Origin of the sequence: Salipaludibacillus sp. CUR1, from assembly GCF_021028955.1 — a bacterium.
Taxonomy (GTDB): Bacteria; Bacillota; Bacilli; order Bacillales; family Salisediminibacteriaceae; genus Salipaludibacillus.
The window spans coordinates 163,541-189,962 of the sequence record NZ_JAIWPE010000057.1; the positions used below are offsets into that span (position 1 = coordinate 163,541).

At 45.5% G+C, this 26,422-nt stretch carries 20 protein-coding genes; 5 read left to right on the plus strand and 15 right to left on the minus strand.

Annotation, left to right across the window (positions count from 1 at the left end; translation table 11 throughout):
- Positions 1 to 291 precede the first annotated feature (291 nt).
- The 5 genes from K8O68_RS12125 to K8O68_RS12145 form a co-directional block, all read right to left on the minus strand.
- A complete protein-coding gene (locus tag K8O68_RS12125) occupies positions 292 to 609 on the minus strand; it encodes a flagellar protein FlaG (protein WP_230897134.1) in 318 nt (105 codons plus the stop codon).
- 187 nt (positions 610 to 796) lie between these two features.
- Positions 797 to 1,150, minus strand: a complete 354-nt coding sequence (fliT, locus tag K8O68_RS12130) for a flagellar protein FliT (RefSeq protein ID WP_230897135.1) — start codon at positions 1,148 to 1,150, stop codon at positions 797 to 799.
- A gap of 148 nt (positions 1,151 to 1,298) precedes the next feature.
- Positions 1,299 to 3,098 carry a flagellar filament capping protein FliD gene (gene fliD, locus K8O68_RS12135; protein WP_230897136.1) on the minus strand — a complete coding sequence of 600 codons (1,800 nt, stop codon included), beginning with the start codon at positions 3,096 to 3,098 and terminating at the stop codon, positions 1,299 to 1,301.
- Positions 3,099 to 3,344: 246 nt separating this feature from the next.
- Positions 3,345 to 4,928, minus strand: coding sequence for a flagellar hook-associated protein 2 (locus K8O68_RS12140; RefSeq protein ID WP_230897137.1), 1,584 nt, complete (start codon positions 4,926 to 4,928; stop codon positions 3,345 to 3,347).
- A gap of 712 nt (positions 4,929 to 5,640) precedes the next feature.
- Positions 5,641 to 7,227, minus strand: a complete 1,587-nt coding sequence (locus tag K8O68_RS12145; RefSeq protein ID WP_230897138.1) for an alpha/beta fold hydrolase — start codon at positions 7,225 to 7,227, stop codon at positions 5,641 to 5,643.
- A gap of 345 nt (positions 7,228 to 7,572) precedes the next feature.
- Between K8O68_RS12145 and yyaC the strand changes: the two genes are divergently transcribed.
- Positions 7,573 to 8,208, plus strand: a complete 636-nt coding sequence (gene yyaC / locus K8O68_RS12150; protein ID WP_230897139.1) for a spore protease YyaC — start codon at positions 7,573 to 7,575, stop codon at positions 8,206 to 8,208.
- Positions 8,209 to 8,293: 85 nt separating this feature from the next.
- Here yyaC and K8O68_RS12155 read toward each other — a convergent pair whose 3' ends face one another.
- Positions 8,294 to 8,866, minus strand: coding sequence for a YusW family protein (locus K8O68_RS12155; RefSeq protein WP_230897140.1), 573 nt, complete (start codon positions 8,864 to 8,866; stop codon positions 8,294 to 8,296).
- A 295-nt stretch (positions 8,867 to 9,161) separates the two neighbouring features.
- Here K8O68_RS12155 and K8O68_RS12160 point away from each other — a divergent pair, with 295 nt between their 5' ends.
- From K8O68_RS12160 to K8O68_RS12175, 4 genes are all read left to right on the plus strand, one after another.
- Positions 9,162 to 9,356 carry a hypothetical protein gene (locus tag K8O68_RS12160; protein ID WP_230897141.1) on the plus strand — a complete coding sequence of 65 codons (195 nt, stop codon included), beginning with the start codon at positions 9,162 to 9,164 and terminating at the stop codon, positions 9,354 to 9,356.
- Positions 9,357 to 9,376: 20 nt separating this feature from the next.
- Positions 9,377 to 9,688 (plus strand): spore coat protein, encoded by a 312-nt coding sequence (locus tag K8O68_RS12165; protein WP_230897142.1) that lies wholly within the window; start codon positions 9,377 to 9,379, stop codon positions 9,686 to 9,688.
- Positions 9,689 to 9,821: 133 nt separating this feature from the next.
- Complete coding sequence (locus K8O68_RS12170) at positions 9,822 to 10,049, plus strand: DUF378 domain-containing protein (RefSeq protein ID WP_093055487.1); 228 nt, start codon at positions 9,822 to 9,824, stop codon at positions 10,047 to 10,049.
- A gap of 215 nt (positions 10,050 to 10,264) precedes the next feature.
- Positions 10,265 to 11,206 (plus strand): AEC family transporter, encoded by a 942-nt coding sequence (locus K8O68_RS12175; RefSeq protein WP_230897143.1) that lies wholly within the window; start codon positions 10,265 to 10,267, stop codon positions 11,204 to 11,206.
- Positions 11,207 to 11,622: 416 nt separating this feature from the next.
- Here K8O68_RS12175 and K8O68_RS12180 read toward each other — a convergent pair whose 3' ends face one another.
- The 9 genes from K8O68_RS12180 to K8O68_RS12220 all read right to left on the minus strand — a co-directional run bounded on the left by K8O68_RS12180 (position 11,623) and on the right by K8O68_RS12220 (position 26,405).
- Positions 11,623 to 12,231 (minus strand): histidine phosphatase family protein, encoded by a 609-nt coding sequence (locus K8O68_RS12180; RefSeq protein WP_230897144.1) that lies wholly within the window; start codon positions 12,229 to 12,231, stop codon positions 11,623 to 11,625.
- Between the two features lie 281 nt (positions 12,232 to 12,512).
- Positions 12,513 to 15,002 carry a Lon protease family protein gene (locus tag K8O68_RS12185; RefSeq protein ID WP_230897145.1) on the minus strand — a complete coding sequence of 830 codons (2,490 nt, stop codon included), beginning with the start codon at positions 15,000 to 15,002 and terminating at the stop codon, positions 12,513 to 12,515.
- 609 nt (positions 15,003 to 15,611) lie between these two features.
- On the minus strand, positions 15,612 to 16,640 hold the full coding sequence (locus K8O68_RS12190) for a glycerophosphodiester phosphodiesterase (RefSeq protein ID WP_230897146.1): 1,029 nt from the start codon (positions 16,638 to 16,640) through the stop codon (positions 15,612 to 15,614).
- A gap of 319 nt (positions 16,641 to 16,959) precedes the next feature.
- Positions 16,960 to 18,639 (minus strand): ABC1 kinase family protein, encoded by a 1,680-nt coding sequence (locus K8O68_RS12195; protein ID WP_230897147.1) that lies wholly within the window; start codon positions 18,637 to 18,639, stop codon positions 16,960 to 16,962.
- Between the two features lie 660 nt (positions 18,640 to 19,299).
- Entirely contained in the window at positions 19,300 to 20,601 is a 1,302-nt protein-coding gene (locus K8O68_RS12200) for a (Fe-S)-binding protein (RefSeq protein WP_230897148.1), read from the minus strand.
- Positions 20,598 to 22,007 (minus strand): FAD-binding oxidoreductase, encoded by a 1,410-nt coding sequence (locus K8O68_RS12205; RefSeq protein ID WP_230897149.1) that lies wholly within the window; start codon positions 22,005 to 22,007, stop codon positions 20,598 to 20,600. Before K8O68_RS12205 ends, K8O68_RS12200 begins: the two co-directional genes overlap by 4 nt.
- Before the next feature lie 23 nt (positions 22,008 to 22,030).
- Positions 22,031 to 23,458, minus strand: a complete 1,428-nt coding sequence (locus K8O68_RS12210) for an NAD-dependent succinate-semialdehyde dehydrogenase (RefSeq protein WP_230897150.1) — start codon at positions 23,456 to 23,458, stop codon at positions 22,031 to 22,033.
- 20 nt (positions 23,459 to 23,478) lie between these two features.
- Entirely contained in the window at positions 23,479 to 24,753 is a 1,275-nt protein-coding gene (locus K8O68_RS12215) for an aspartate aminotransferase family protein (protein ID WP_230897151.1), read from the minus strand.
- 14 nt (positions 24,754 to 24,767) lie between these two features.
- Positions 24,768 to 26,405 (minus strand): M20/M25/M40 family metallo-hydrolase, encoded by a 1,638-nt coding sequence (locus K8O68_RS12220; RefSeq protein ID WP_230897152.1) that lies wholly within the window; start codon positions 26,403 to 26,405, stop codon positions 24,768 to 24,770.
- Positions 26,406 to 26,422: the final 17 nt, after the last annotated feature.

Sequence of the window (26,422 nt, forward strand, 5' to 3'; positions counted from 1 at the left end):
CTTAAGCCGCCCCATAAATTCACACACAACATTCTTTTACAAATGGCTCCATTAAACTTTGCGGCTGATTTTCGCTTCATAACGCTCACTGCAATCAACCCCTGATTTAAAATCACCATCACCTTTTTCAGAGACTTTACAATAAAACACTTCCATATTAAATAACAGCCGTTTGTATAAGAACCGGCTGACTCACTCACCTATCCACTTTATCGGCATCCCCCGCCATCTTTTTAACCGAAAAAGCAAAAAGAACCCGTAAAAACGAGTTCCTTCAGCTTAACCATCACCTTAAACTTTTTCATCAATAATAATGCCGGCAAACTCAAGCATCGACGAAATCATATCCAGAAACTCCTCAGGCGGAATCTCTTTCACAACCTCCTCTGTCGAACGGTCAACCACCTTCACCATAGTCCGGTTCAGCACCTCATGCTGCTCAAACTGAAGCGACGTCGAACGGAACATCCCTAAATCATTCATCGCCTCCACCGCCTGATCCAGCTCCTCTAGCGACCACTCGCGCCCCTTCACCCGGGACTCATGCTCAGCCAGACGCGACGACGTATCCACACTTCCCTGTGCCTCGCCGCTCTCACGCGCCTGCACCGGCCCCCGCTCAGCCTTCACCTGCTGAAACAAATCACTCACCGACATCGAGCCCATTGATCTCACTTCCATGTGCATCAACTCCTACTCTTGGCCTTTCCTATTTACTATCGGCAACTCCCGCCGAAGCTTTCACTTTTTCGGGGAAAAATCACGTTGTCACCTATAGAATAGGAGAGGGACGACTCTACTTTTTCGAATCGAAGAACACACCATCGGCAGTCGGTCCATCATAAGGGGATTCATATTTTTTACCCGTGCTTTTCCGCTTCTTCAACTGGCTGATATCCATCCGTATCTTTCCCTGGATCGCGTTCATACGCGAGTTAATCTGTTTGTTCATCTCAATGAGTTCAGTCGCAAGACGCTCATCCGTTTCATTGTCAGGCCTCGTCAGTTCCGTCATCAGCATCTGGCGCCTGCCAAGATAAGATTCAATTGCTTCGATATACTCTTCCCGTCCCTCGTCTTCAGGAAGAGGCTGATCCAGATGATCGTGAAGCTCTTTAGTGATGCCATGCAGCTCTTTCAACACTGCCATACCGTCCCCTCCTTTTTAAGAAAATATTTATTCCTGGCGGAAGTCTCAGCCCTTTGTCAGCAAAACATGAGTTATGTAAAAAGCAAAGCCGCCGCTTTGCTTTCTTAAAGCTTTTATTCACCTTATTTAGAATGTGTAAACGTCCATGCTACATCCCGCCGTATAATGAGGCAAACAATGATTCGGCCTGGGAGTTGGCTTTTGCGACCGCTTTTTCCATCGCAGTGAACTGGGCCCAGTAACGCTGTTCCACCTGCTGCATCCGCCGTTCAAAATTGGAAATTTTGTCATCCAGGCTGTTCAGTTCACGTCCGAGGGCAAACTGATGATTAAGGTTCCGCCCTCTGAGGCCGCCGGCTCTCCTGGAAACCTGGTCAATTAATCCATTAGCACTCTCACGAACCCGGCGCGCCACACCTTTATCGGCCTGAGTCGGCCCGTCTCCGGCAAAAAGCTGGAAGACGGCTTCTGCGTCTGTATCAATCGCCTTCCGCAGTTTATCTTCATTAATTTCAAGCTTCCCGCCGTCACGGTAATTACTCGTCGTTGAAATGCCAATTTGCGCAAGCTGGTTAAACGGCGCGTCTGCCCCAGTGTTGACCGGTGTATACATGTCCATTCTGAACGTGTTAAAGCCGCTCCTGAGCGTGCGGTCATTCCTGAGCAGCCCGCTCATCGCCCGCTCTTCCCACCTTTCAATTTCGCGGTCAGTCATCGCATCCTTCTGGTCGTCGGTCAGCGGACGGTAGTCCCGGTAAAACTCCTGGCCAAGCTTTTCATTAACGAGATCGACAAGCTCATTATATTCCTCTACAAACCCTTTAATCGTATCCATAATTTTATCTGTATCTGTTGAAGCGCCGATCGTGACAGAGTTTTCACCTTCCAGAAAGGTCCCTTGAAGGGTCATGGTGACGCCATTCATCGTAAACGTATTGGAGTGGCGGTGTGTGGTCAGCCCGTTGACCGTAAATTCAGCGTTCGTGCCCCCGCGTTCCGGGGCGGACCCGAGTTGAAGCGCCTCAGTAAAGAAAGCTCCCTGAAATACGAGTTCACGCTCTTCCCCCTCCGGTCTGAACTGTCCTGTAGACGTGCGGCTCACCGCGATTTTATCCGAAAAGTTGTCATAAAAGACGTTAATGCCGGCAGCGGATTTGTTCATGTCGGCGATAACTTGGTTCAACGTCTGGTTGCCTGTGATCATGAACGTCTCGGTGACGGCTTCCCCATTGGCGTTAAAGGTGGTGATGCTGGACGATGCGAATTGATCGGGGCCGTTTTCATCTTCTGTAAAGGCAGTCACTTCTACCTTTGCTTTGGCGGCCAGTTCTTTTCCGAACACGAGCTGTCCGTTTTCTTTGTCAATCATGACCTGTGTCGCCCGGATGTTCCCTTCGCCGAATTCTTCCACAACTTTATAGGAGACGCCGTTTACTTTAACAACGACTGAATCCGGGTTGCCTAACTCCTGGTTCAGATCGATGTTAGTGTGTTTCTGGTCAACGGTGATTACCTGTCTGTTCACAATTCCAGTTTGCCAGAAGCTTCCTTCTGCGAAGTTCTGGTCTTTCAGCGGCTTTGCCGGATCGATTTTGCTGCCATCCGAGATGGGATCGGCACTGGCGTTGGATGCCGCTGAGGCGAGCTGCCTGACTTCGCTGACTCTGAATGATGCCCCGCTTGCCGTCGCTGCAGCTGTGGCGCTGACGAGCTGGTCGTTCGTACTCGACGCCTTTTTCGCTGTCATATTCGACCGGCGGAGAATCGTATCGAAAATATTTGTCCGGAATGTATCCAGCTTTAAGTTAATCTCACGGAACTGTTCCATTTTCCATTCAATCTGCTGCTGATCCTGCTTCATCCGGTCCATCGGCATCCTCTCGGCCCGCATTAAATCCTGAACCATCTGATTAATATCCATACCTGTGGCAAATCCTGATAAACGCACCTACCACCACTCCTTATCCTGTATTCTGTTGTCATTTCTATAGTTTGAAACCTCTGCGAATTTCTGCAGAGGCTATCCATCTATTAGCTATATCGGCTCACGCGAAACAGAAGTTAACACAAACGACCGGATATAGGTATTTGGAAACAGCTGGGGGGTCAGACCCCCCAGCTGTTTCCAGCAAAAAAACTGAACCGGGGTCCTTACTCCCGGTTCAGTTTATCGCGTCTCTACCTATAAACTTATTTACATCTGCTGGCCTCCGCCCATGAGCCCGCCCATTTGGGACATTAATTGTTCGGCCTGCGCGTTCGCCCGTGCCATCGCCTGTTCCATGGCGGTAAACTGGTTCCAATAACGTTCCTCCACTTGCTGCATACGACGTTCAAAGTTTGAAATACGGTCATCGACCTGGTCTATTTCACGCCCCAATGTAAATTGTTGATTCGATGCCATGTCCGAACGCCCTGCCCGTCTGCCGATTTGTTCGATGCTTCCTGCAAGCGTGTCACGGATCCGTCTCGCGATTCCCCGTTCCCCTGTCTGCTCGCCGTCAGCAGCGAAGAGCTGATGGACCGCCTGCGGATCCTCTTCGATCGCAGCACGGAGCTGGGCTTCATCCACTTCGAGGCGCCCCCTGTCCTGGTAATTGCTCGTCGTTGTGATCCCTATCTCCGCAATCTGTGTAAAACTGGCAGCTGGATTTCCGCTGTCAACCGGTGTATAGAAATCCTGGCGCATCTGGTTCAAGGCCCCGGTAAGCATCCTGTCATTGCGCAACAGCCCGCTATTGGCACGCTCCTCCCACAACTCAATTTCACTTTCGGACATCTCTCTCCGCTGCTCATCCGTAAGCGGCGCGTAATCACGGTAATACTCTTCAGACACCTTTCCGCCGACCATTTCAATCAGCTCATTATACTCTTCGACAAATCCCATCACCGTGTCAAAAATATCATCTGTATTATTAGCTACACTGATAGTCACAGGATCTGTAAACTCATCGTTCAAGGAAATATTCAGCCCGTTAATCGTAAATTGATTGCTTTGCCGCTCCATCTCCATGCCGTTAAATGTAAACGACGCGTTACGTCCGGCCGATTCATTCGCCTCGTCCAGATTGAAAATCTCAGTTAAAAACTCTCCGGATCCCCCTTCTTCCGTTCCAAAGACAATTTCCGGATGATAGCCGTCCCCATTTTGTTCAGTATTGTAGATCCCCGTCTCTGTCCTGGACATAGAAATTCTCTGGCTCTGGTCATCGTAAAACGCCTGCACGCCAAGCTCTGAGCGATTGATCTCTGATAATATATCATTCAAACTGTCATTTTCATCAAAAGTAAACGAGACCTCGACAGCTTCCCCTTGCTCATTAAAAGTAGTCATTCCAAACTCAATTTTTCCGTCGCCATTTAAATCGACATTCCCTTGCAGCGTTTCTGCCTGGCCGATCAGCCCTTCCCCGGGATCAAACGTCGCCCCTTCATTTACAATTGAACCATCGCTGAAATTATAAGCGGACTGCGCTCTTTCGACGTCTGAAATTGTATAACTGCCGTTAGCAGCCCCCGCGGATGCAGATCCGCTTACGAGATTTCCGTTAGAACTCGTTACTTCTTTTGCATCCATATTCGACGCCATAATCACCGAGTCAAAAGTGTTGTTTCTAAACTGCATTAACTCCCGGTTCACTTCCCGGTAATCCGCCATTTTTAATATAAGCTCCTGCTGATCCTGCTGCATTTTCTGAAGCGGCTGCCGTTCCGCCTGCATCAGGTCTCCTACCATCTGGTTAATATCCATCCCTGATGCGAACCCTGAAAGTCTCATCCTATCACCCTTCGTTTTTCAGACAGCCAATACTGAAACGGCTGCTTTTTTTGTAAAAAAATATGCTGTAAATTTAAATGGCTGGTCTTCCCTGCCTCATTCAGCTTCTCTTTACTGAACAGAGAGAGACTTTGGAAATTTGTTGCGGTCTTTTCGGGAACTGCCAGCCCAGCCTCCATTCAGTCCAGCTTCAACTTTGAGAAAGCTATAAAAGTCCCGAAACATCATTGATTCTATAAAAAAAACAGAAAAAAGCGTGAGGAATCTCCCACTCTTTTTTCTGTTGTCGACCATTCCTATTGATTCTGATCTTAATATCGGCCATGCAATTGGAATGTTTAGCATCTGCTTTAATTTTTTTGGAATATGGGGGTAGATTCACCGGTAAAAACATGGAATTCGACGATATAATTTGGGAACTCTACCTTATAAATGCGTCACTCTACGTTATAAAGGAGGAACTCTACCGTATAAATTTGAAACTCTACCTTATAAACGTCAAACTCTACCATATAATAAATTTCGACAAATTTCGCCCCCCCCCCTTTCTCTCACCTCAGAACTCCATAAATCCTTCCATCCCCGGACCTCCTCTCTCCACACCGCATCCGAACCTTCCCCCTCCTCCTGCACCCAAAAAAGGAGCCAGTCCTCACTGGCTCCTCAAACTAAACCTGGACGGACTTAACCGTCCCATATCTCAAACTGTCACTTAATAAGCGTTGCCGTCTTCATCAATATAAACCGATCTGATTACTGTTCTTTCAAATTTTTCGCCTGATGGGGTCGTTCCTTCAATATCAATGGTCGCATTGTATGTGCCATTGCCGCGGTCCGGCAGCGTCACTTTTCCGTTTTGAGCCTGCTGTCTGTTATGCAGGCGCTGCTGGCGCATGTTCCGGCCGATTCCTCCGCGGCTCTTCACGTCGCCCGGGTGGAATTCCACATCATAGACCACTTTTGCTCCACGGCCTGTTCCAGGGCGGGCGCCGCTCTTGGACACTGCCTCAGCAGCTACCTGCCACCCCCGCGGGCCATCTTTTGTGACACGCACCTCGTTATTCAGCGTGGACTCTAACAGGAGAACCGCGGTGTAAGCCGAAACTTCTTCTGTTTCTGTACTGAAAGTCCATTCACCGGCTGCCGGCTCCTCGATCTCAACCGTATGGTGCCAGGCACCTTCAAAGAACAAATCATCTTTTTGGCCCTCAACAGCCATCGTGCGGACTGAACTGCTGCCAGGCTCTCTTACAGTTATTTCTGTAAGCTCTTCTCCGCTCAGCCAATGTAAGGTGATTTTTTCAGCTTCTTTTTCCACAAAAAACGATTCTTCAGCTTCTCCAGTCTGTTCTCCGCCTCTGACAATCATATTTGAACTCTCAGCGGAAGATCGTTCAGCAGTGGCGGCTGTTTCAGTATCTGCTGAAAAGGCATCTTCCTCTCCTACAGTCAGCACATTTTTAAAGACGTTAAATGTCTGATGGCCCTGGCGGATATTGTTATGTGTCCAGTTGCCGACCGCAAGCATCGGGGCGTACGGAAGGTGGGCGCTTTCCACTGAAACCACTCCGTCACTTGGCCCGGGAATCATCGTGCCGCCCCACCACGTCGAACTGAACCAAGGTCCGGTGTCGTCTCCCGCCAGTGTATAATAACTATTTTTTTCAATTTCAGGGCGCCCGTCAGTGACGCTCCTGAAATAATTCATGTTTCCAGTCTGGAGACTTTCGGTGCCGGCGTTTCTTGACCCCAGCAGGGAAGCGAGCCACCATGTCCACGTACTGTAGGCCAGATCAGCCAGTTCACTGCCGTGGTGCGGCGAGCCTATTGTAACGAGTTCCGATACTAGGTCATGTTTACCATAGTGGACGAGCGCCGTCTGGGTATCAATTCCGCCTTTACTGTAGCCGACGACAGCTAATTTTTTGCCGCCGTAATGGGCGGAGATTGTTTCGAGCTGTCCTGCCAGCATTTCGCCGTTATCCCAGTAGCTTTCAGGTGTTCCAGCCGAATCATACAGCTCTACAAATGCTGTTTCATAACCTGCCTGATGAGCCATGTCATACATATCGTTGCCTTCATACCACATTGACGAACTGTTCGTCAGTCCCTGGACAAACACAATGACAGGCTTGTCCTCACTAGTCTCAGAAGGCGTCTCTCCGTATAAAATTGTTCCCGGTTCGCCTCCCGATCCTCCACCGCCGAGTCCCGCAAATGTCATGCCATGATGCGTTGAAAAAATAATACTAAACAGCAACAGAAATCCCAGTCCTCCTTTGATAAACGGTTTGTGCATCCATTCATCTCCTCTCAATTCAGGTTTTCGTTTTATACAGGACTTTCATGGAGTACAGATTTTCTTTAATGGGTATACCAACTATGTAAGTCTTATAACAACATACTTAAAGACCTGCGGAAGTCACCGGAAAAATGGACAATAGTTCCCTCCTAATTTTTCCTTCATTTAAAATATTATCACAAAAAATCAATTATATAGTCTTATTTTCGAAATATTCTGAATAGTTATAAGTTCCTATTTTCCTTATTTTCGTCTTCAAATCTTTTAATGAGGCTTTATGTTTTTGCAAAAGGGGTATATAATAATTTAAAGTGTTCTTTATAACGAATGAGGTGACTGTTTATGAACCCTTATAATGAACAACATCATAAAATCGCACGATTTCCTATTAATTCTGCTTTTGTGGCCGGAAAAATGACAAAAGAAATTATTAATAACCTCCCTGAACAGCCTGGTCCTGTCGTAGTCGTCTGCATCGGCACCGACCGTTCAACCGGGGATTCACTTGGCCCTCTGACCGGAACGCTTCTGTCTGAACGCCGCCCCCGGCACCTCCACGTTTACGGGACACTTGAAGAGCCGGTGCATGCCAAAAATCTCGAAAAATATCTTGCATTAATTAATAAAAACCACCCGGACGCCTTTATTATAGCGGTTGATGCCTGCCTCGGCCGTGTAACTTCAATCGGATCAATTGTCATTGCAGACGGTCCTTTAAAACCTGGGGCAGCGATGAATAAAAACCTTCCTGAAACAGGAAACATGCATATAGCCGGCATCGTAAACGCCGGCGGCATGATGGAATTCCTGGTACTGCAAACCACCCGTCTCAACCTCGTCCTGAAGATGGCTCGGAAACTTGCTGAAGCGTTAAAAAGAGTAGACAGAAGCCTCGGCGTTTCTCACGACCAGCCAGGAAGCCAGGTAAAACCCCTTTATTATCACCAGCCAACCAATGAATCAAGCCGCCTGGTTTAGGGGTCTGACCCCTTTGTGATTTTTTCACATACTATTCAATAAGAAAGCCCCGGATAGTTTACTAAACACCCGGGGCTAAGCTTAGTTATTCATCTTCTGCATCTGTTTCGCCGCCATCAAAGAACTCGATTTCAACTTCGAGCTCGTCGTAGTCATCCTCCAGGTCAAACGCTGCTAACACAGCCTCAAAAACCTCGTCGTCTCTGCTTTCTGAAGTCAATTCAAGCTGCGGCAGAATTTGCTCCAGTTCATCCAGTGCTTCCTGGCCTTCCATCTCTACGTCGTTCCCATCACGTGTATCTTCGATTTCAGCTTCCGGGTTTCCATCATTATACTCGTACTCTGCTTCGTATTCCCCGTCCTCATATTCCGCATCTAATTCAAATTCTGAGAAAGCCAAGCCTTCGTACCAGTCATCCCCGGCCTCAGACGCTGCATTCCCGTTTTCGGCATTCTCTTCATTATTAGTGTAATTGTCTTCATTATCAGTAATTCCATTAGTGTCGTTATTGTCCATGTCATTTTCTTCCGCTAACTCATTATTCATGACATTTTCGGCACCCTCATTATCCGTGTAATCTGTGTTTTCATCTTCGCCGCAAGCTGCCAGGCCTGCTGCTAAAACAACCGTTCCGGCTGATAAAGTAAATTTTTTCATGAAAAATTCATCCCTTCCGTCCATAAAATCATCTGTTTAGAAATAATTCCCTTTTAAAAAACCAGTTAAACGTACGGAAAGCCACCGCTCGTAAGGATATGTAAAAATTAGGCGGATGAATTTCTGCCTAATAGTAAACGAAACTTCACAAAAGCTTTTCAAACTTTAGCACTAAAGTATTGAAAAGGTTCAATAACCTGTATTTACGTTTTATACCAATTTTTACCGGGAAGAGAGGCTAGTGTAGCCAAGACTTAAGAGTTACGGCTAAAAAGAAAAAAAGGAGGATGATCACATGGCTAACCTTAGCCCGCAGGAAAAAATAGTTTTACACAAAACTATTAATATGCTGTTTGTCACAGCTACAAAAGGGTCAAGCATGCAAGCTGTTGCAGAAGATGAAAAATTAAGAAGTTTGTTTGAGAAAAAAGTGCAGCTTGCTCAGGAAGGTACCCAGGATCTGAAGGAACTCTTACAGAACAATAAATAATTAAGGGAGGCGATTAGCGTATGGCAACTAACGAATTGCTGGAAGAACTTACAAAGCAGGATGCCGTAAATGATGAATTTCTGGCAACAGAAATGGCAACAGATGCAAAAGCGGCAATATTAGCTTACGCGGTAGCTGTAAGCGAAGTATTGGAAAATAAAGAGGCGCGTGAAAAGTTAAAGAAACATTTAAACCACGCGATTGATGCTCATGAAGAAATTGTCGATTATCTAGTCGAAAAAGGCATTTATGAAGCGCCTGAAAATCTGGATGAGCAACTGGAGAAAGATATTAAACAAGCTGATAAAATACTTGAACTTCCAAAAAAATAAGGAAGCCCGCTTAGGAATAATCCTAAACAGGCAACCTCAAACTCTATGGACATTAAATTTACCATACTTGGTAAATAAAAGCAAGTGAGGGTCGCTTTCAGGCCCTCATTCAACTTTATAAGGAGGGATTAACATGAGCGGAATTCAAAAAACGGCACTTGTCCTCACCATTATTGGAGCTGTTAACTGGGGACTAGTCGGATTTTTCAATTTTGATCTTGTAGCGGCCATATTCGGCGGCCAGGAAGCATGGCTATCCCGAGTAATCTATGCAGTAGTAGGCTTAGCCGGCCTTTACAGTATTTCTATTCTAATTAAGCCAGGATTTGAATACGAAAGAAACACCCAAACACAGAATTAACTTAAATTACCACCTTAGCCGGAAAGCAGACCCACCGTCTCTTTCCGGCTTTTCATTGTTAAGAAACGGGAAAACGGGAGACTGACCCCTGTATGAATTATTCACACAGGGGTCAGTCCCCGTTCTAAATCTTCACATTTGTTTACACAGGTCATGAAAGTAAGTAAGCTGAATTCGTGTACTTCATTTTCAAAACACTGGAAAGGACCTTAATTATGGATGTTACCCTTGTAGCCACTTCGGTAGCCGTCATGGGCTTCATGATTGCTATCGGCTTTTTCTTTGCTATGAAAGTCCCGATTACTGCTGAAGTTAAAAACGCCTTTATATTAATTGTTTTAAACATTGCTGTGCCGGCGATTATCCTTGACGGCATCTTTACTACCGACGTAACGGACGAGCTTTTAACCGATGCCCTTCTCATTTTTGCCATCTCGGTTGTTTTCCATTTAGCCGCTCTCCTGATCAGTTGGACAGCCGTTAAACTGCTCGGATTCGATTCCCTTTTCGCAAAAAAAATGGCGGTGTTGGCCGCCCTTGGAAATGCCGGCTTTATTGGCATTCCTTTATCCGCTGTTATTTTTGGCCCTGTCGGCGGCCTGCTCGCTGCTGTTTTTAATGCCGGGCTCGATCTGGTCATTTTCACCGTGGTCATTTACATGCTTCAGTCCGGAAGCGGCCTGCCGGTCCGGAAAGTAGCCAAGTCACTCGCCAACATGCCTTTAATTGCAGTTATAGCAGGGTTTATTGTGGCTCTCACCGGATTTACGCCACCTGAATTTCTCAGCCAGCTGACAGGGCATCTGGCCGGCCTAGCTGCCCCGCTCTCAATGGTTTATATCGGCATCCTGCTGCATCACTTATTCTTAAAGTCAGGACTGGCTCTCTACCGGCTGATCTGGCTTCCGGTCGGCTTACGTTTAATCATATTTCCTGTATTAATTATGCTCGTTCTGTCTTTTACACCGCTTAATGATTCCCTGAAGCATCTTGTCATTATCTTGGCAGCGATGCCGACATTCACATTATCCGCAATCATTTTTGGGCGGTACCTGCCTGACGGCTCGGAAGACACAGCGGTAATTACGATTGCCGTCTCCACGCTGCTCTCGTTAGCCACCATTCCATTCATCGCCTTCCTTTCCTCTGTATTTTAAGAGAGGAGGCGATGGTGAGTGGCCGTTCCTCCCCTCCCTTTCATAGTTTCGAAAGGCAAGCTGGTGGGTGTTACCTGGGTGCTGCTCCCGTAACAGACACGTATCACCCACTTACGGCCCAGGGAGATAATCGACGTAAACAGTAGCATTCGTGAGGGGGCAGGCAGGTAGGTGTTACCTGGGTGCTGCGCCAGTAACAGGTACGTATCACCCACTCACAACCCAGGGAGATAATCCGCGTAAACAGCAGCATTCGTGAGGGGGCAGGGAGGTGGGTGTTACCTGGGTGCTGCGCCAGTAACAGGTACGTATCACCCACCCACTCAGCAGGAAGAATACCAAAGTTAAAACCACAGTTAACAAGGCATGGAGTCCCCCAATTACCCCATGCCTTCGACCAAAGCATTTTTGATCTTCTAATTCTTATGTGTCACATCCCCCTCCAAAACTATTTTTCTCTCTTCACCATTCAATTCAACTACAGTTAAACTTGTTCCATGGATAAAAGGAGGCTCCCATAATTTTTCTATGGGATAATTTTTGAAAAAAGCTAATAGTGTTTTTATAACAACTGAATGAGTAACGATAAGGACTTTTCCCGATCGATGTACTTGCTCTATTGAATTTACAGCCTTCACTACTCTTTTTTTAACTTCATTAAAACTTTCTCCATTTAATGATTTATAAAGGTGAGGGGTATTCCAAAATGAGTTAAATTCCATCGGATACTTATCCTCGATGGAAGCGAAAGTCTGGCCTTCCCATTCTCCCATATTAATTTCTCTTAAATTATCTTCAAGGAAGAAAGGAACATCTCTTTTACCCTTTATTAAGTCAGCAGTTAGTAAAGTTCTCTTGCTTGGACTTGTATAAATTGCGTCAAAGTCTACCTCTCTGAGCCTGTCCCCTAAAGCAACGGCATTCTCAATCCCATTCTCCGTTAATTCCGAATCACTCCAGCCTTGCATTCTTTTTTGAGTATTCCATACAGTTTCACCATGACGTGTAATATATAAAGTTAACAAAAGGTGCCCCTCCCTTATAATTTCACTTAACTTGAAACATTACCCCTTAAATCTTCAAACGATATCTGTGGAAAAATTCGCTATTCACACTTACATTTTATAACAGAATCTATTAAAACAAGCTACATCTTTAGCCAATTCTCAGAAATCCTCAAGAGTTTAATACAAATAATCGCGCAAAAAAATGCATGGGCGCTCTTCCTTCGCCCATGCATGCCGTTATGACCCGGCTGCTTGTCCGTCTCCATTTACTCCGGACAACTAATATAACAGCTCTTCCCTCACGATCCCCGCTCATCTTTCTCAGCTGGTTCCGGAGTCCCCAATCCTTTTTCCTGTTCATTTCTCTCTTTGACTCTTTCTGCTTTCGCCATTTCATACATTCTCGCAAACCGTTCGTCTGCGAGGGCGAAAATCGATTTGGCCGGAAATTTACCGTCTTCACCGCGTGTACTGCCAGCCCGGACGCCGGTTAAAATTTCGATCCCTTCCTCAATATGGCCGACGGCCCAGATGTGAAACCTGCCTTGTTTGACCGCTTCCACCACTTCATAGTCCAGCATTAGATTTCTCACATTCTGCTTTGGAATAATGACTCCCTGTTCGCCTGTCAGCCCCTTTTCGTTGCATATATGGTAAAATCCTTCAATTTTTTCATTGACGCCCCCGATCGTCTGGACGTCTCCCCACTGGTTGACGGAGCCTGTTACCGCGATTCCCTGGTGAATCGGCACTTCCGCAAGCGAGGATAACAGCACATATAACTCAGTGCTCGACGCGCTGTCCCCGTCAATAGGCGTATACGTCTGCTCGAAGGTAATGCTTGCTGATAAAGGAATCGGCCGGTTTTTTGCAAACTGTCCTGAAAGAAATCCGGTGAGAATAAGGAGTCCTTTATGATGGATTTGTCCGCTCAGCGCCGCTTCACGTTCAATGTTTATGATCCCGCTCTTCCCGGCAAACGTCTGAGCCGTAATCTTTGTAGGGATTCCGAACACTGAATCCCTCGTCCCCATAACCGCCAGCCCATTAATCTGGCCGACTCTGGAGCCGTCCGTCTCAATCATAATCGTCTCATTATGAATCATTTCTCTGTATTTTTCCGGGACGTGGTTGGCGCGCTGTGCTTTTTCTTTCAACGCTTTAAAAATATGGTCTTCATCAACCGATTGGCAGCCTGCTTCTTTCGCATAAAAGTTCGCCTCGACAAGCAGTTTCAAAATATCCTGAAAACGCGTCGTCAGTTTTGACTGTTCATCAACGAGCCGCGAACTGTAGTCGATGACTTTAGCCACTGCCCTTTTATGGAAAGGCATGAGCCCCTCTGTTCCAGCCGATGTCTTTATAAAGTCCGCCATTTTCATAATGTTTTCATCTGCTTTCTCCATAACCGTATCAAATTCCACTTTTACTTTAAAAAGTTTATCGAAGTCTTCGTCAAGCCGTGAAAGCAGTTCGTAAATATAATAGGAGCCGATAATAATTACTTTCGTATTAAGGGGAATCGGTTCAGGCTTAATGGCACTTGCCGGAAAAATGCCAAGTTCCTCATTCGGGTTCTCCATATAAACTTTTCCTGTCTGCAGCGCCCTTTTCAGTCCCGTCCATGCATGGGGATGCTGAAGCAGTTCGGAAGCCTGCAGAATCAGGTAGCCGCCATTAGCCAAATGAAGGGCGCCCGGTTTAATGAACGAGAAATTAGTGACAAGGTTGCCGATCTGACCCTGGTATTCCACTTTTCCGAACAAATTATAGTAAGTCGGATTTGTCTCGTAGATGACCGGTGCCCCATCGAGCGTCCTGTTGTTCACAAACAGATTAACCGTATAGCGCTGATACTGCTTTTCCTTCGACCCGGCAAGGGCGCTCATAATATTTTCCTGTTCATCGTTATCTGACGCAAAAAAAGAAAAGTGTACAACAACATCTTGAAAATAAGCTTCCAGATAAGCAATCACTTTTTTATTATCTTTATACGCTTCCTTTAACGGTTTAAAAAGCTTTTCAACCGCATTGGCGGCAGTCTCCTGCATAAATTTATGCATCGTTTGACGCAGCTCTTCTTCCAGCTTCTGTATTTGCCGCACGGTTTCCTGAAGATGTTCCTCAACCAGCTTCTCTTTTTCTTTCAATCTCTCTTTATCTTCATCTGACAGCCGGTTAAATTCTTTTACGCTCATTGGATTTCCAAAGCGCAGCTGAACCGTGTTAATGCCTGACTGAGTGCGTTCAAGCTTAATATTCTGCTCCATAGCAAATGCATCGGCCTTTTTCCACAAGGCGTCTATGTCCGACCGGAAATTATCCATAAAAGCGAGTTTCTTTTTTGAATAGCCGTCGCTCGAAAAAGCGGCCCGTATCTCCCTTTCTATATCTATTAATAATGTCTCCATCTCACGTCGGAACTTCTGCCCCTGGCCAGCCGTAAAAGAGATGACAAGAGGCCTGTCCGGATCTTCAAAGTTATGGACGTAACACCAGTCCGCAGGGATCGCCCGTTTCCCGGCGAGTTTCGCCACGCTGTTCTGTGTATACGTGATGCGCCCTGTGCCTGTCGGACCTACAACAAACAGGTTGTATCCACTCTGCTCCACAGACAAACCAAACGACATTGCTTTCTCGGCCCGCTCCTGGCCGATCATTTCATTGGAGAGTGTCTCCATATCAGCTGTGGTTTCAAAAGAAAATATTCCAGGATCAACCTCTGACCTTAACGCATCCACCGGCAAACGATGGTTTGCCAACACGTTTTTATATTCTTCCCTGTTCATCCCTATCCCCACCTTTGAATTAATAGATTCCTAAGGCAAAAAAACACGCGGCATCTTACTCATATAAGGGACAGGCGGTAAAAGACCGTCATAAAAAACAAGCTGACGTCCCGCCTTTTCCTGCTGCTCTTTTTGAAAGCTCCTATGTCCCAAACTGGTGATCATCGGGGAGATATGAGAGCCTTTCTGAAAAAAGACAGACTGAGGGTATTTCAATTTAATCTATCAGGATTATATTCGACAAACTCCGGCTATTATCCTGTTTTTGTGAAGCTATTCACGTAAAATTCTCATATTATGACGGATTTGCCTGCCTCGAGGAGTCGGGAGGATACTGTTAAAAAAGTAGAAAGGGGGCAAATGAGGTACAGTAAAATACATAGGCTTAACTATGCAAGGGTGTAAGGAAGTTAACGTAAGTATTTACAGATGAAATTATCAGGATTAAGAGGTACGCCTGATTAATTTTTTTATAGTGCAGACAAAAGGAGCCGGAGAATTATTCTGCCGGCTCCTTTTGTTTTAGAAAACTAATTTAAAAGTCTGTCTTTAAGTCAGTTTGAGAGCTTTACACGTCCAGGCTGCTTTCTTCTTCAGGTTCATGCCCGCTTATTCGCCTCGTTCATCAAGTACGTTTTGCATACGATCCGGAAAATCGGTGAAAATACCCGTTACTCCCCAGTCCAGCAGGCGATGCATCTCTTCTTCTTCGTTGATTGTATAGACGTGGACGTCAAAACCTTCCTCCCGGGCTCTCTGCACAAAAACCTCGTCAATAACTTCCGTTCCATCGTAATACTCAAGGTGAGGCCCAATACCGGCAGCGTATTCACCGATCTCAGCGAAATCTTCCTCTGTCATGTCTTCCGGTGCAGGTGTGATTCCGAGCCACTCTTCCAGGTCTCCCGTTTCTTCATCAACTTCCCACCAGAGAAGCTGTACGAGCGGAATGGAATCATTGAGCTCGTGTACTTTTTCGAGACTGTCCTGGTGGAAAGACTGGATGATAACATTCCCTGCTTCATCGAACCCGTATTCCTCAATGAGCTCCACCATAGGTTCTTCCATGTCCTCGTTTATGTAGGTGGACTTTGTTTCAAGATAGTAATTTTCTGACTCCCCGAACGTTTCAAATATTTCTTCGAGCGTCAGGATCTCAGCACCTTCAAAGCTTTCATCTGCGTATTCCGGATACTCTTCGTTAAACCAGGAACCTGCGTCAAGCTCTTTCAGCTCATCCAGAGTATGAGCGCCGATCTCACCTTCTCCGTCGGTTGTACGGTCAATGTCATCGTCGTGGAATGCGACAAGTACTCCGTCGGCAGTCATCTGGATATCAAGTTCAATCCAGTCAGCATCCATGTCGATCGCCTTTTCGATTGCCGGCATCGTCTGTTCCGGAGCATGGCCGCTTGCACCGCGGTGTGCGATGACGGCCGGGCCGCTGTCTTCATCACCGGATGTTTCCTCGTTCAGGTCTTCTTCCGGCTCATTAACTTCGTTTTCATTGTCTGCCTCTGTGTTCTCTTCGACTGTGTTGTTGGTTTCAGCGTCGTTGCCGTTCGCGGCATCTTCAGACTCCGCTCCGCATCCCGCGAGAAAAATCGCTGCTGCTGCGGTAAGGTAGTATTTTTTCATTAGTGATTCTCCTCTCTTAAATGTTATACAGTCTGTGGCAGGGAAGTCCCGCACAGTAGTATAGCAGACTCAGGAGATCGTGCAACCGTAACAGGATACCAGTGGACGGCTGTCAGAGATTACAGAAGCAACGGGAGATGGCCGCCTTACGGCCATTAAAAATATACTCCCTTGTCATAACCCTTTCTGAGCCGACCTTATTTCAGGTTTATCATCCACTCGACTGCTTCATCACTGACCGCTCGGCCTTATCCGCCGATCCGCACAAAAAAGAGGTGTTCTCAAAAGTTAGACTTTTGGGGCAACCTCTTAGTAAACTTTATCTCTTCCTCGTCCGTAAAATTGACAGCATCAGCCACATAAACAGGACGATGAAAACAATAAATCCGAGTTCGAGGATCGGCAGCGCCATCCAGCCTGTCGTTTCTGTACCGCCGATCGTAATCCCAAGTATAAGCGCGCCAAGGACAAGAGCTACGGCGAGAAGGAGGATGCTGAGTGTGAGCTGGTTTCCGATCCGGGCAATTCGCAAACTAAGCCGTTCGGCGTCAGGAATGTTAATATCGTGGCGAAGACGCCCCCGTTCAATTAACGTCATCGATTTTTTCAGAGTATCCGGCAGTTCCCTCAGAATATCCACATACTCCATCGCATACGTTCGCATGCGCCGAAAAATATAATCGGGATTCATAAATTCCCGTATAAGCTCATCACCGAGAGGCTCCACCACTTCAATAATGCTCAAATCCTGATCGAGTTCGCTCACTACTGCTTCTACCGTGACGAGCGATTTTGCAACCAACGTGACGTCATGCGGCACATCGATATCATACGTGCCGATGAGTGCCAGCAGATCATTAATTACTTCCCCGAATTGGATCTCATGAAGCGGCACGTTTAAATACAGATGGAGAAATTCATCCACATCTTTTTTCAGCCCCTGCACATCCAGATCGATCGGCCCGTCACCGAGTTTGCTGAGCGATTTGACGATATCATCTGTGTTCTGACGGAGAATGCCAATAACAAGAGAGGCCAGAGATCCCCGCAGCTCAGGAGTGAGGCGCCCGACCATCCCGAAGTCGAGTAACGCCACCACGTCCTCTTTCATGACGTACACATTTCCCGGATGAGGGTCCGCGTGGTAAAACCCGTCAATGAAAATTTGCCGGCAAATAGAATGGGCAATCGTCTCGGCGATCAGCTTTCTGCGTTTTTTACTTAACTCGGCCGTATCCATCTGGCTGACGTTTTTCCCCTCAATCAGTTCCATCGTCATAATTTTCCGTGTCGTGCACGTCCAGTCCACCTCAGGAATATAGAGGTTCCTGGAGCTCTCTGTCTGTTTGCGGATTCGGTCCGCGTTACGTCCTTCAATTGTATAATCGAGCTCGCGGCGAATCATCTTCGTAAACTCTTTTACAAGCGTTGGCAAGCGGTAATGTTCCGCTCCATCAATATGGCGGTCAGCCAGAGCCGCAAGTTCATGGAGAATATCGAGGTCAGCTTCAATCACCCGCTGAATGCCCGGACGCTGGACTTTTACCGCCACATCACTTCCGTCTTTCATTTTTGCTTTATGTACCTGGCCGATGGAAGCTGACGCGAGCGGCTCTTTATCAAATTCGGCGAAAAAATCGGTCACCGTCTCTCCCATCTCGGCCTCAAAGACCACTTCCACTTCTTCATAGGAAAAAGGAGTTACATGGTCCTGCAGCTTCTCCAGTTCTTTGATGAGCGGCTGGGGAAAAATATCATTCCGCGTGCTCGCAATCTGTCCAAGCTTCACAAACGTGGGACCGAGTTCTTCAAGCAGAATTCGTATCCGTTCTTCCCTTGACTTCACCCGCTGGTCCTGTATCGTCCACCATTTTCGCGGTCCAGGCACCTCATCCATCAGACCGATTTTCTGCACAAATAAACCGAAACCGTTTCGGATCAGTGCGTTAATAATTTGCCGAAACCGGTTGGCATGCCTCAGTCTCGTACTCTTTAACATCGGGAACACCCCATTTACATTTCTACCTGTATTATACCATTCCAACTGGAGGATTATTGCTCTTCTGCCAATTCGTTATGTTAAAAAGTGTCCACTCTGACTTCAAGTGATACGGATGTCGCCGCCGGGGTAGCTCTATTTGGGCATGTGAGGGACTCGGCTATTTATTTTGGGCACTTGCGCGGATATTTGAGGCACTTCGGCCGGTATTTGAGGCGCTTCCGACATTATTTGATGCACTCCACTACTTATTGGGGCGCTCCCGACATTATTTGATGCACTCCACCACTTTTTTGGGCGCTCCCCGCATTATTTGATGCACTCCACCGCTTATTTGGGCGCTCCCGACATTATTTGATGCACTTCACCACTTTTTTGGGCGCTCCCGACATTATTTGATGCACTCCACCACTTATTTGGGCGCTCCCGACATTATTTGATGCTTCCCAAACTCTTTGGGCACTCCACCACTTATTTGGGCACTCCCCAAAATATTTATTGCACTCGCGCAAGGCCGGTGATCCGCACGACACAAAAAAGCAGCCCCGAAAGGCCGCTTTCCCTTGTTACACTTTGTTGTCGATGCTGCCGCCGAGATGGGGCTGCATCGCATGTTCCCTTCGCAACAGGTCCGCTCATCATATTAAACGATAAATCCCATCATGTTAAAGGCAGCCTTTCAGATAAGAAGTCAACTAAATGGACCGCTCTCACACTGTCTTCCAGTCCTTCACGTTTAATTCCCATTTTCATTTGCAATAAACAGCCTGGATTAGTAGTAATGATGGTGTGTGCTTTAGTTGGTTTCATATGGCTCATTTTAACGTCCAATATTTCCATTGCGTCATCGTAGTGAACAATATTATAAATTCCTGCAGATCCGCAGCATTTTTGTTCATCTTTCATTTCATTAAAGACCACACCGGACAGTGCTTGAATCAATGCTTTTGGCTCCTTTGTAACTTTTTGCACGTGAGTAAGATGACAAGAAGGCTGGTAAGTCACTACTTCTTCTTTTTCTTCTAAAAAAGATACGCCGCCCAATTCCCATAACACTGTGCTTATATCCTTGGATTTCTCTACAAAGGAACGTGCCCTGTCTCTCCATTCAGCCTCATTTGATAAAAGGTGATCATATTCTGTTAACTGGGCGCCGCACCCTCCGGCATTATTCACTACAAAATCGACGTTAATTTCTTCAAAAGCTTTAATATTGCTTTTAGCTAATTCTCTCGCCTGCTTGACGTCTCCGGAATGAGAATGTAAAGCCCCGCAGCAAGTCTGTGCTTCAGGAATATAAACATTTGCCCCGGCATGGTTTAATAAAGTAATCGTATTTTGGTTAGTGGAAAAAAACGTACTATCCATAATACAACCTGTAAATAAGGCTACCGTTGCTTTGGCTTTTCCTTTAGCCGGATAATAAGTCTTTCTGGCTTTTCTTTCTTTAGGTGCCGCCGGTGAAGGAATGATTTCCTCAAACTTCCCTAAATTCAAAGGGGCCAATTTGGTAAGCCCGCTTTTCCGCACCGCTTTCTGCAAGCCTGTTTTTTCATATCCCCACATGACATGCCCGAATCCTGCCATCCACTTTGAAGATGGAAAAAAGGTGTCAAAAACAATCTTCTCTGTCAGCTTTTTACTGACCGATTTTTTTTCTGAATCATTTAATACTTCCTGGGCCCCTTCTAAGATCCTTCCGTATTGAGTATTTGTCGGGCAGGCTGTCACGCAGGCCTGGCAGCCAAGACATTTCTCTATCGGCTCACGCAAATCTTCAAGGGCCATTTTTTCTTCAGCAACCATTTTGACAAGGTTAATTCGTCCTCTTGGGCTGTGTGTTTCTTTTCCCATAGTTTCATATGTCGGGCAAGCAGGGAGACAATAACCGCATTGAACACAATCAAACGTATAGTCATAACCAATTTTTTCTCGGAGGTCTTTTAAAGCCTGTTCTTTCATTCTGTTAACACCAACTTTGTCTGTCCCTTTTCAGGAAAGATCTTTCCCGGATTCATAATATTATTGGGATCCCAAGACTCTTTTACACGCTTCATCATCTCAAGGCCAGCAGAGCCAAGCTCTTTTTCCATAAATGGAGTTTTCATTGTGCCGATCCCATGCTCTCCTGAAAGAGTGCCTCCAAGATCAATAGCAGCTTCAAAAATTTCTGAAACAGCAAGTTCGACACATTTCATTTCCTCTGTATCCCGTTTATCCGTCAGGATGTTCGGGTGTAAATTCCCATCTCCAGCATGGCCGAAAACGACAAGTTCAATATTATATTTTTCTCTTATTTTATTGAGTCGTTCAAACATTTCAGGAATTTTGCTTCGTGGGACTGTAGCGTCTTCTGAAATTTTGGTCGGCTTAATTTTTGCAATGGCTGGTGATACTAGTTTTCTTGCTTCCCACAGGCTTTTTTGGTCTTCCTCATCGACAGCTGATTGCACAGTCCGTGCTCCAAGTTCTTTGCAAATGTCTGTCACCTGTACACTTTCTTCTTCAATGGCTTTTGGGTGGCCATCTAATTCGATTAAAATAATGGCTGCCGCATCGGTTGGATACCCGGCCGGCTTATAATTTTCTACTGCGTTAATACAATGTTTATCAATGATTTCCATCGCTGAAGGCATGATCCCTGCTGAAAGGACACCCGATATCGCTCTGCCTGAATCGACCAGGTCATCAAAGACGCTTAAAATAGATACCCGTTTTTTAGGTTTAGGAACTAGCCGCAGTGTAATTTCAGTAATTACCCCGAGTGTGCCTTCTGATCCGACCAATAGTTGCGTCAGGTTATAGCCGGTCACATTTTTGATCGTCTGTCCTCCTGTGTAAATAATTTCTCCTTCAGGAGTGACAACTTCGAGACCGAGAACATAGTTGCCTGTCACTCCGTATTTTAAGCCTCTTGGTCCGCCGGAATTTTCAGCTACGTTCCCACCTATCGTTGAGACATGGGCGCTGCTCGGATCTGGCGGATAAAAGAAACCTTTTTCTTCTGCTGCTTCTTTTATTTTAGAAGTAAGAATACCGGGCGAAACTACTGCTGTTAAATTCTCTGAATCTATCGACAGTTGGCCTGTCATATGGCAGGTATCCAGGACAATCCCGCCTTTCACCGGGAGCGGGCCGCCGCTTAAACAAGTGGCCTGGCCTCTCGGATAGACAGGAATACTGTATTTATTGGCAAGTTTCATGACGGCCGCTACTTCTTCCCGGTTGACCGGCTGGACGACCCTTTCCGGTTTGTACTGGCCAAAAGAACCATCAAACCCGTAACTCAGGAGGTCGGCTGAATCTGTTAATATACGCTTGTCATCTTTAATAATCTTTTCCAGTTTTTTTTGCCACTTTTTCTTCAACCTGTTCACCAGCCTTCCGGCGATTAACCTATATTCAATGAGACAAATTTATCTTCTAAGTACTCATCGATTCCTTGATGACCGCCTTCTCTTCCAATTCCGCTTTCTTTAACTCCGCCAAACGGAGCTTGGGCGGTAGTTGGGATCGGATCATTAATGCCTACAATGCCGTATTCTAATTCTTCCATCATAAAATAGGCCTGATTAAGATCTTTTGTAAAACAGTAAGCTGCTAAACCATACTGATGATGATTGGCTCTTTTTACAGCTTCCTCCTTAGTAGAGAAGGAGTATATCGGAGCAACCGGACCGAATGTTTCTTCAGTTGAAATTACCATTTCATCAGTCGCGCCATGCAGAACCGTAGGCTCGTAAAACCATCCGTCCTGGCTGTCCACAGCAGCTTGTCTTCCGCCGCATAATACTTTAGCTCCTCTGTCAGTGGCATCGGAAATATGTTCTTCAACTTTCTCATAGGCCTCTTTGTCAATAAGAGGACCAATTGCAACGCCTTCCTCAAGCCCGTTTCCTATTTTTAACTGAGAAACTTTTTCGGAAAGTTTTTTGCCAAATTCTTCAGCAACGTTTTCCTGCACATAAATTCTGTTCGTACAAATGCAGGTTTGTCCGGCATTTCTAAACTTGCTCGCAATCGCGCCTTCCACGGCTTTATCAATATCGGCATCATCAAATACAATAAATGGCGCATGGCCGCCAAGTTCCATTGCTACTTTTTTGACGGTATCAGCGGAATCCCGGATTAATTTCTTTCCAACTTCAGTTGAACCGGTAAAAGTAATCTTTTTCACTGCTGGATTTCTTGTCATTTCTCCAACCACTTTTGAAGCAGATCCAGGAACGAGGTTGGCTACTCCCTTAGGGAGACCAGCTTGATGAAAAGCTTCAAACACTTTTATTGCTGATAGCGGAGTAGCTGAAGCCGGTTTAATGACTACCGGACAGCCCGCTGCCAATGCGGGAGCAAGCTTTCTTGTAATCATAGCCACCGGAAAATTCCAAGGTGTGACTGCCCCGGTCACGCCTACAGGCTCTTTTAGAACCATTAAGCGTTTATCTTTATGTGAGGCTGGGATTGTTTCACCATAGACTCTCTTTGCTTCTTCTGCATACCATTCCAGATAATCGATTGCCAGATTAATTTCTCCCTTCGCTTCATTAACCGGCTTGCCCATTTCCTTGGTGACCGTTTCCGCAAGGCTGTCTATACTTTTTCTTAAAGAAGCTGCGGCCTCTTTTAAATAAGATGCACGTTCTTTGGCCGGCAGCGACTTCCACGCTTTAAAAGCATGATCCGCCGCTTCAATGGCCAATTTGCTGTCCTTTTCATTAGCTTTAGCTACTTTACTGATAACTTCCTTTGTTGCAGGATTTATTACTTCTAATTCTTCCCCTGAAACAGACTGAACCCATTCGCCATTTATATATAACATCGTTTCACTTCACTCCTTCGTTATTTTTTCAAACCTTCTTTTACAACAGATAAGGCATAATCTATTTCTTCTTTAGAAACAGTGGTGGGAGGGATGAAACGAATGACGTTTTTATCGGTCCCGCACCCCAGGAGAATGACCCCTTGTTCCTGTGCGTAGTTTCTGAGCTTGCCTAACCTTTCTGTATCAGGGCTTCCGTCTTCTTGGATCAGTTCCATTGCAAGCATTAAACCAAGGCCTCTGACTTCTCCAATTCCGCTCTCTGTCTCTTTTAATTCCAGTAATCTCTCAACAAAATACCGTCCCATACGTTCAGCATTTTCCAAACCTTCTGATTCGAGAATATCAATAGAAGCAAGGGACGCGGCGCATGCTACTGGATTACCTCCATATGTTCCTCCGTGGGTCCCTGCAGGCCATTTTTCCATAATTTCTTTAGGAGCTATAAGAGCACTTAAAGGAAACCCTGAAGCTATTCCTTTTGCAAGAGTTAAAATGTCAGGTTTCACGCCGAAATGTTCATAGGCAAACATTTTACCTGTTCTGCCGAAACCTGTCTGGATTTCATCAAAAATCAGCATGATGCCATGTTTATCACATATTTCACGTATTTTCACTAAGAATTCCTTAGGCGGCACAATGTACCCGCCTTCGCCTTGAACCGGTTCTAAAATAATTGCTGCCACACTGTCCGGGGCAACCTGGAATTTAAAGACTTCTTCCAATTGCTGCAAACAGTAAGTGACCTCCTCTTCTTCCGAACGGCCGGAACGGTAAACATAAGGGTACTCAGCAAAATACACGCTTGGCATTAACCCTTCATAATCTTTCCGGTAAGCCGAACTTGAGGCAGTGATTGATGTAGCTGCAAGTGTTCTTCCATGAAATCCGCGTTTAAATGAAATGACAGCTGGTCTTTTCGTGGTTTTTTTGGCAAGTTTAATTGCTCCTTCATTCACCTCTGCACCACTGTTACTGAAATAAACCATGTTGTCTCCGCCATTTAAATCGTTTAACTTCTCTGCAAGTTCAATATAAGACGGGTAATACACGACATTATGGCCGGCATGGATCATTTCGTCCATCTGATTTTTTGCTGCTTCGATGACTTTCGGGTGGTTGTGTCCAACATTCATCACTGCTACGCCGCTGGCGAAATCAAGATATTTTTTGCCGTCTTCTCCTAAAAGGTAGCTTCCTTCTGCTTTCACTATTCCTAATTGAGTCGCTCGTTGTGCGATAGGCGGTGTGACTTTCTGTGCTCTTTCGAACAGGGACGTTTGTGTTTTTACCATAGGATGGTTCCTCCTTAATTAGTTAGCATTTTCTCTGTTAAACTGCGGATGATATAGGGAAGTGTGTGAAACGTATAAGGCTTATATACTCTCTCTGTCCGTTTATGAGCGTCTCTTCCGTAAACCCCCATATTAATAGAAGGAATATTAAGCTTTCGGATATCGTGGACCGGCACGGGATATATTTCTTCCCATTCAGGGAAGTTATCAATTAAATGGTCAATTTCCGTATCCGTATCATGCAACGATAAATAACTGCTGTCTGACAGGAAGGGGAAGAATTTTTTCACTTTGAAGACTTCGTGTGATTTTTCCTCATAAGTTTCCAGAACGTCATGGATAATAGTTAAGGTTTCTTTTTCACTTTCTACCTCATCCCTTAAATAATTGTGAGGACAATAAGGAGGCGCAAAAAACACGACAACTTTTGGTGACTTATCCGGATCCGCCTGCTGTAATGTTTCCAGGATTTCGAAACATAAATCCCGTTTCTCTACAGTCCCTCGGTTTTCAATGACTTTTTTGTTAATGCCTTTTACATCTATGCCTTTCTCTACTAACCTGCTTGTATATTCTTTATAAGATAAGACTTCAATTTTCCATTTTAATTTTGAAGAATTTGGAATTTCTGTCACTTCACAAAAAGATTGATATTGCCTTCTCATATGTTCTTCTATTTCCTGGGAGGCTTCTTTTGCTTTATTAAGCAGTTTTCTCATCACGTCGTCAGGACTGTCTTTATAAACAAAGTAATTAAAAAATAAATGACTGCTTAAAGCCGTCTGGACATTATAGAAATCTTTATTATCACGCTGGTGCAAACACGCGGGCGGCAGCACTAATTCACCTTTTATCTTCTCAGCAAGATCCATATTATTATTAATTTTCCGGTTAATGGCCGAGGAAATAAGCGTAGGGTCAACACTGGTCAGAGATTCCCCCACATGCGCCTCGCGTCCGAAAATATAAAAACATGGAAGCAATTTGCCCACAGCGCCTGTATAGATGTATTTATTTTTGTCCCCCTCGTATAAATCAGTTATAAAATCATTATTAATTCCTATAACAAATTCAAAATTTTGTTCATCTTTCAGTCTTGATAACTCCTCAACTGAATCAATGACACCTGTATGTTCGTTCTCTTCTACGGGGTTTAACATCACAAGAATATTTCCTTCAAGACGAGTAGTTTGTTCACTGAAATGCATAAGATTAGCTAGATGAACAGCTATGCCGCTTTTCATATCCACCGAACCCCGCCCAAACATCCACTCATTACTCTCAGCTGCCTGTTGCAGTTCCAAATCATCTTCCTGCTTCGCAAATTGGGCTTTAAGAATATCCGGCTGGAATGCTTCTTCTTTATTTCCTCCAAAATCATCTACCCCGACTGTATCCATATGAGAATGAAAGAGGACTGTTTTATTGCTCTTTACCTCTCCTTTTAATAAAGCGAAAACATTTCTTCTTCCTAAATGATCATTTTTTAAAGGCTGGTTCCAAACAAGTTCAGGGTGATCGTTAAAATATGGAATTTGTTTAATAAACGTGGATAAAAACTCAGCAATGTTTACTTCTCCTGAAGTACCATTAATACTTTGAATGCCTACCAGAGCTTTAGTTATTTCCTCGATTTTTTCCGGAGTCGGCAAGTTTTTTATCCTTCTAT

Excerpts from the sequence above, each read along its gene's own strand:
- fliT (WP_230897135.1), bottom strand. The coding sequence starts at position 1,150 with ATGGCAGTGTTGAAAGAGCTGCATGGCATCACTAAAGAGCTTCACGAT.
- K8O68_RS12140 (WP_230897137.1), bottom strand. The coding sequence starts at position 4,928 with ATGAGACTTTCAGGGTTCGCATCAGGGATGGATATTAACCAGATGGTA.
- K8O68_RS12145 (WP_230897138.1), bottom strand. The coding sequence starts at position 7,227 with ATGCACAAACCGTTTATCAAAGGAGGACTGGGATTTCTGTTGCTGTTT.
- yyaC (WP_230897139.1), top strand. The coding sequence starts at position 7,573 with ATGAACCCTTATAATGAACAACATCATAAAATCGCACGATTTCCTATT.
- K8O68_RS12155 (WP_230897140.1), bottom strand. The coding sequence starts at position 8,866 with ATGAAAAAATTTACTTTATCAGCCGGAACGGTTGTTTTAGCAGCAGGC.
- K8O68_RS12160 (WP_230897141.1), top strand. The coding sequence starts at position 9,162 with ATGGCTAACCTTAGCCCGCAGGAAAAAATAGTTTTACACAAAACTATT.
- K8O68_RS12165 (WP_230897142.1), top strand. The coding sequence starts at position 9,377 with ATGGCAACTAACGAATTGCTGGAAGAACTTACAAAGCAGGATGCCGTA.
- K8O68_RS12170 (WP_093055487.1), top strand. The coding sequence starts at position 9,822 with ATGAGCGGAATTCAAAAAACGGCACTTGTCCTCACCATTATTGGAGCT.
- K8O68_RS12175 (WP_230897143.1), top strand. The coding sequence starts at position 10,265 with ATGGATGTTACCCTTGTAGCCACTTCGGTAGCCGTCATGGGCTTCATG.
- K8O68_RS12185 (WP_230897145.1), bottom strand. The coding sequence starts at position 15,002 with ATGAACAGGGAAGAATATAAAAACGTGTTGGCAAACCATCGTTTGCCG.
- K8O68_RS12190 (WP_230897146.1), bottom strand. The coding sequence starts at position 16,640 with ATGAAAAAATACTACCTTACCGCAGCAGCAGCGATTTTTCTCGCGGGA.
- K8O68_RS12195 (WP_230897147.1), bottom strand. The coding sequence starts at position 18,639 with ATGTTAAAGAGTACGAGACTGAGGCATGCCAACCGGTTTCGGCAAATT.
- K8O68_RS12200 (WP_230897148.1), bottom strand. The coding sequence starts at position 20,601 with ATGAAAGAACAGGCTTTAAAAGACCTCCGAGAAAAAATTGGTTATGAC.
- K8O68_RS12210 (WP_230897150.1), bottom strand. The coding sequence starts at position 23,458 with ATGTTATATATAAATGGCGAATGGGTTCAGTCTGTTTCAGGGGAAGAA.
- K8O68_RS12215 (WP_230897151.1), bottom strand. The coding sequence starts at position 24,753 with ATGGTAAAAACACAAACGTCCCTGTTCGAAAGAGCACAGAAAGTCACA.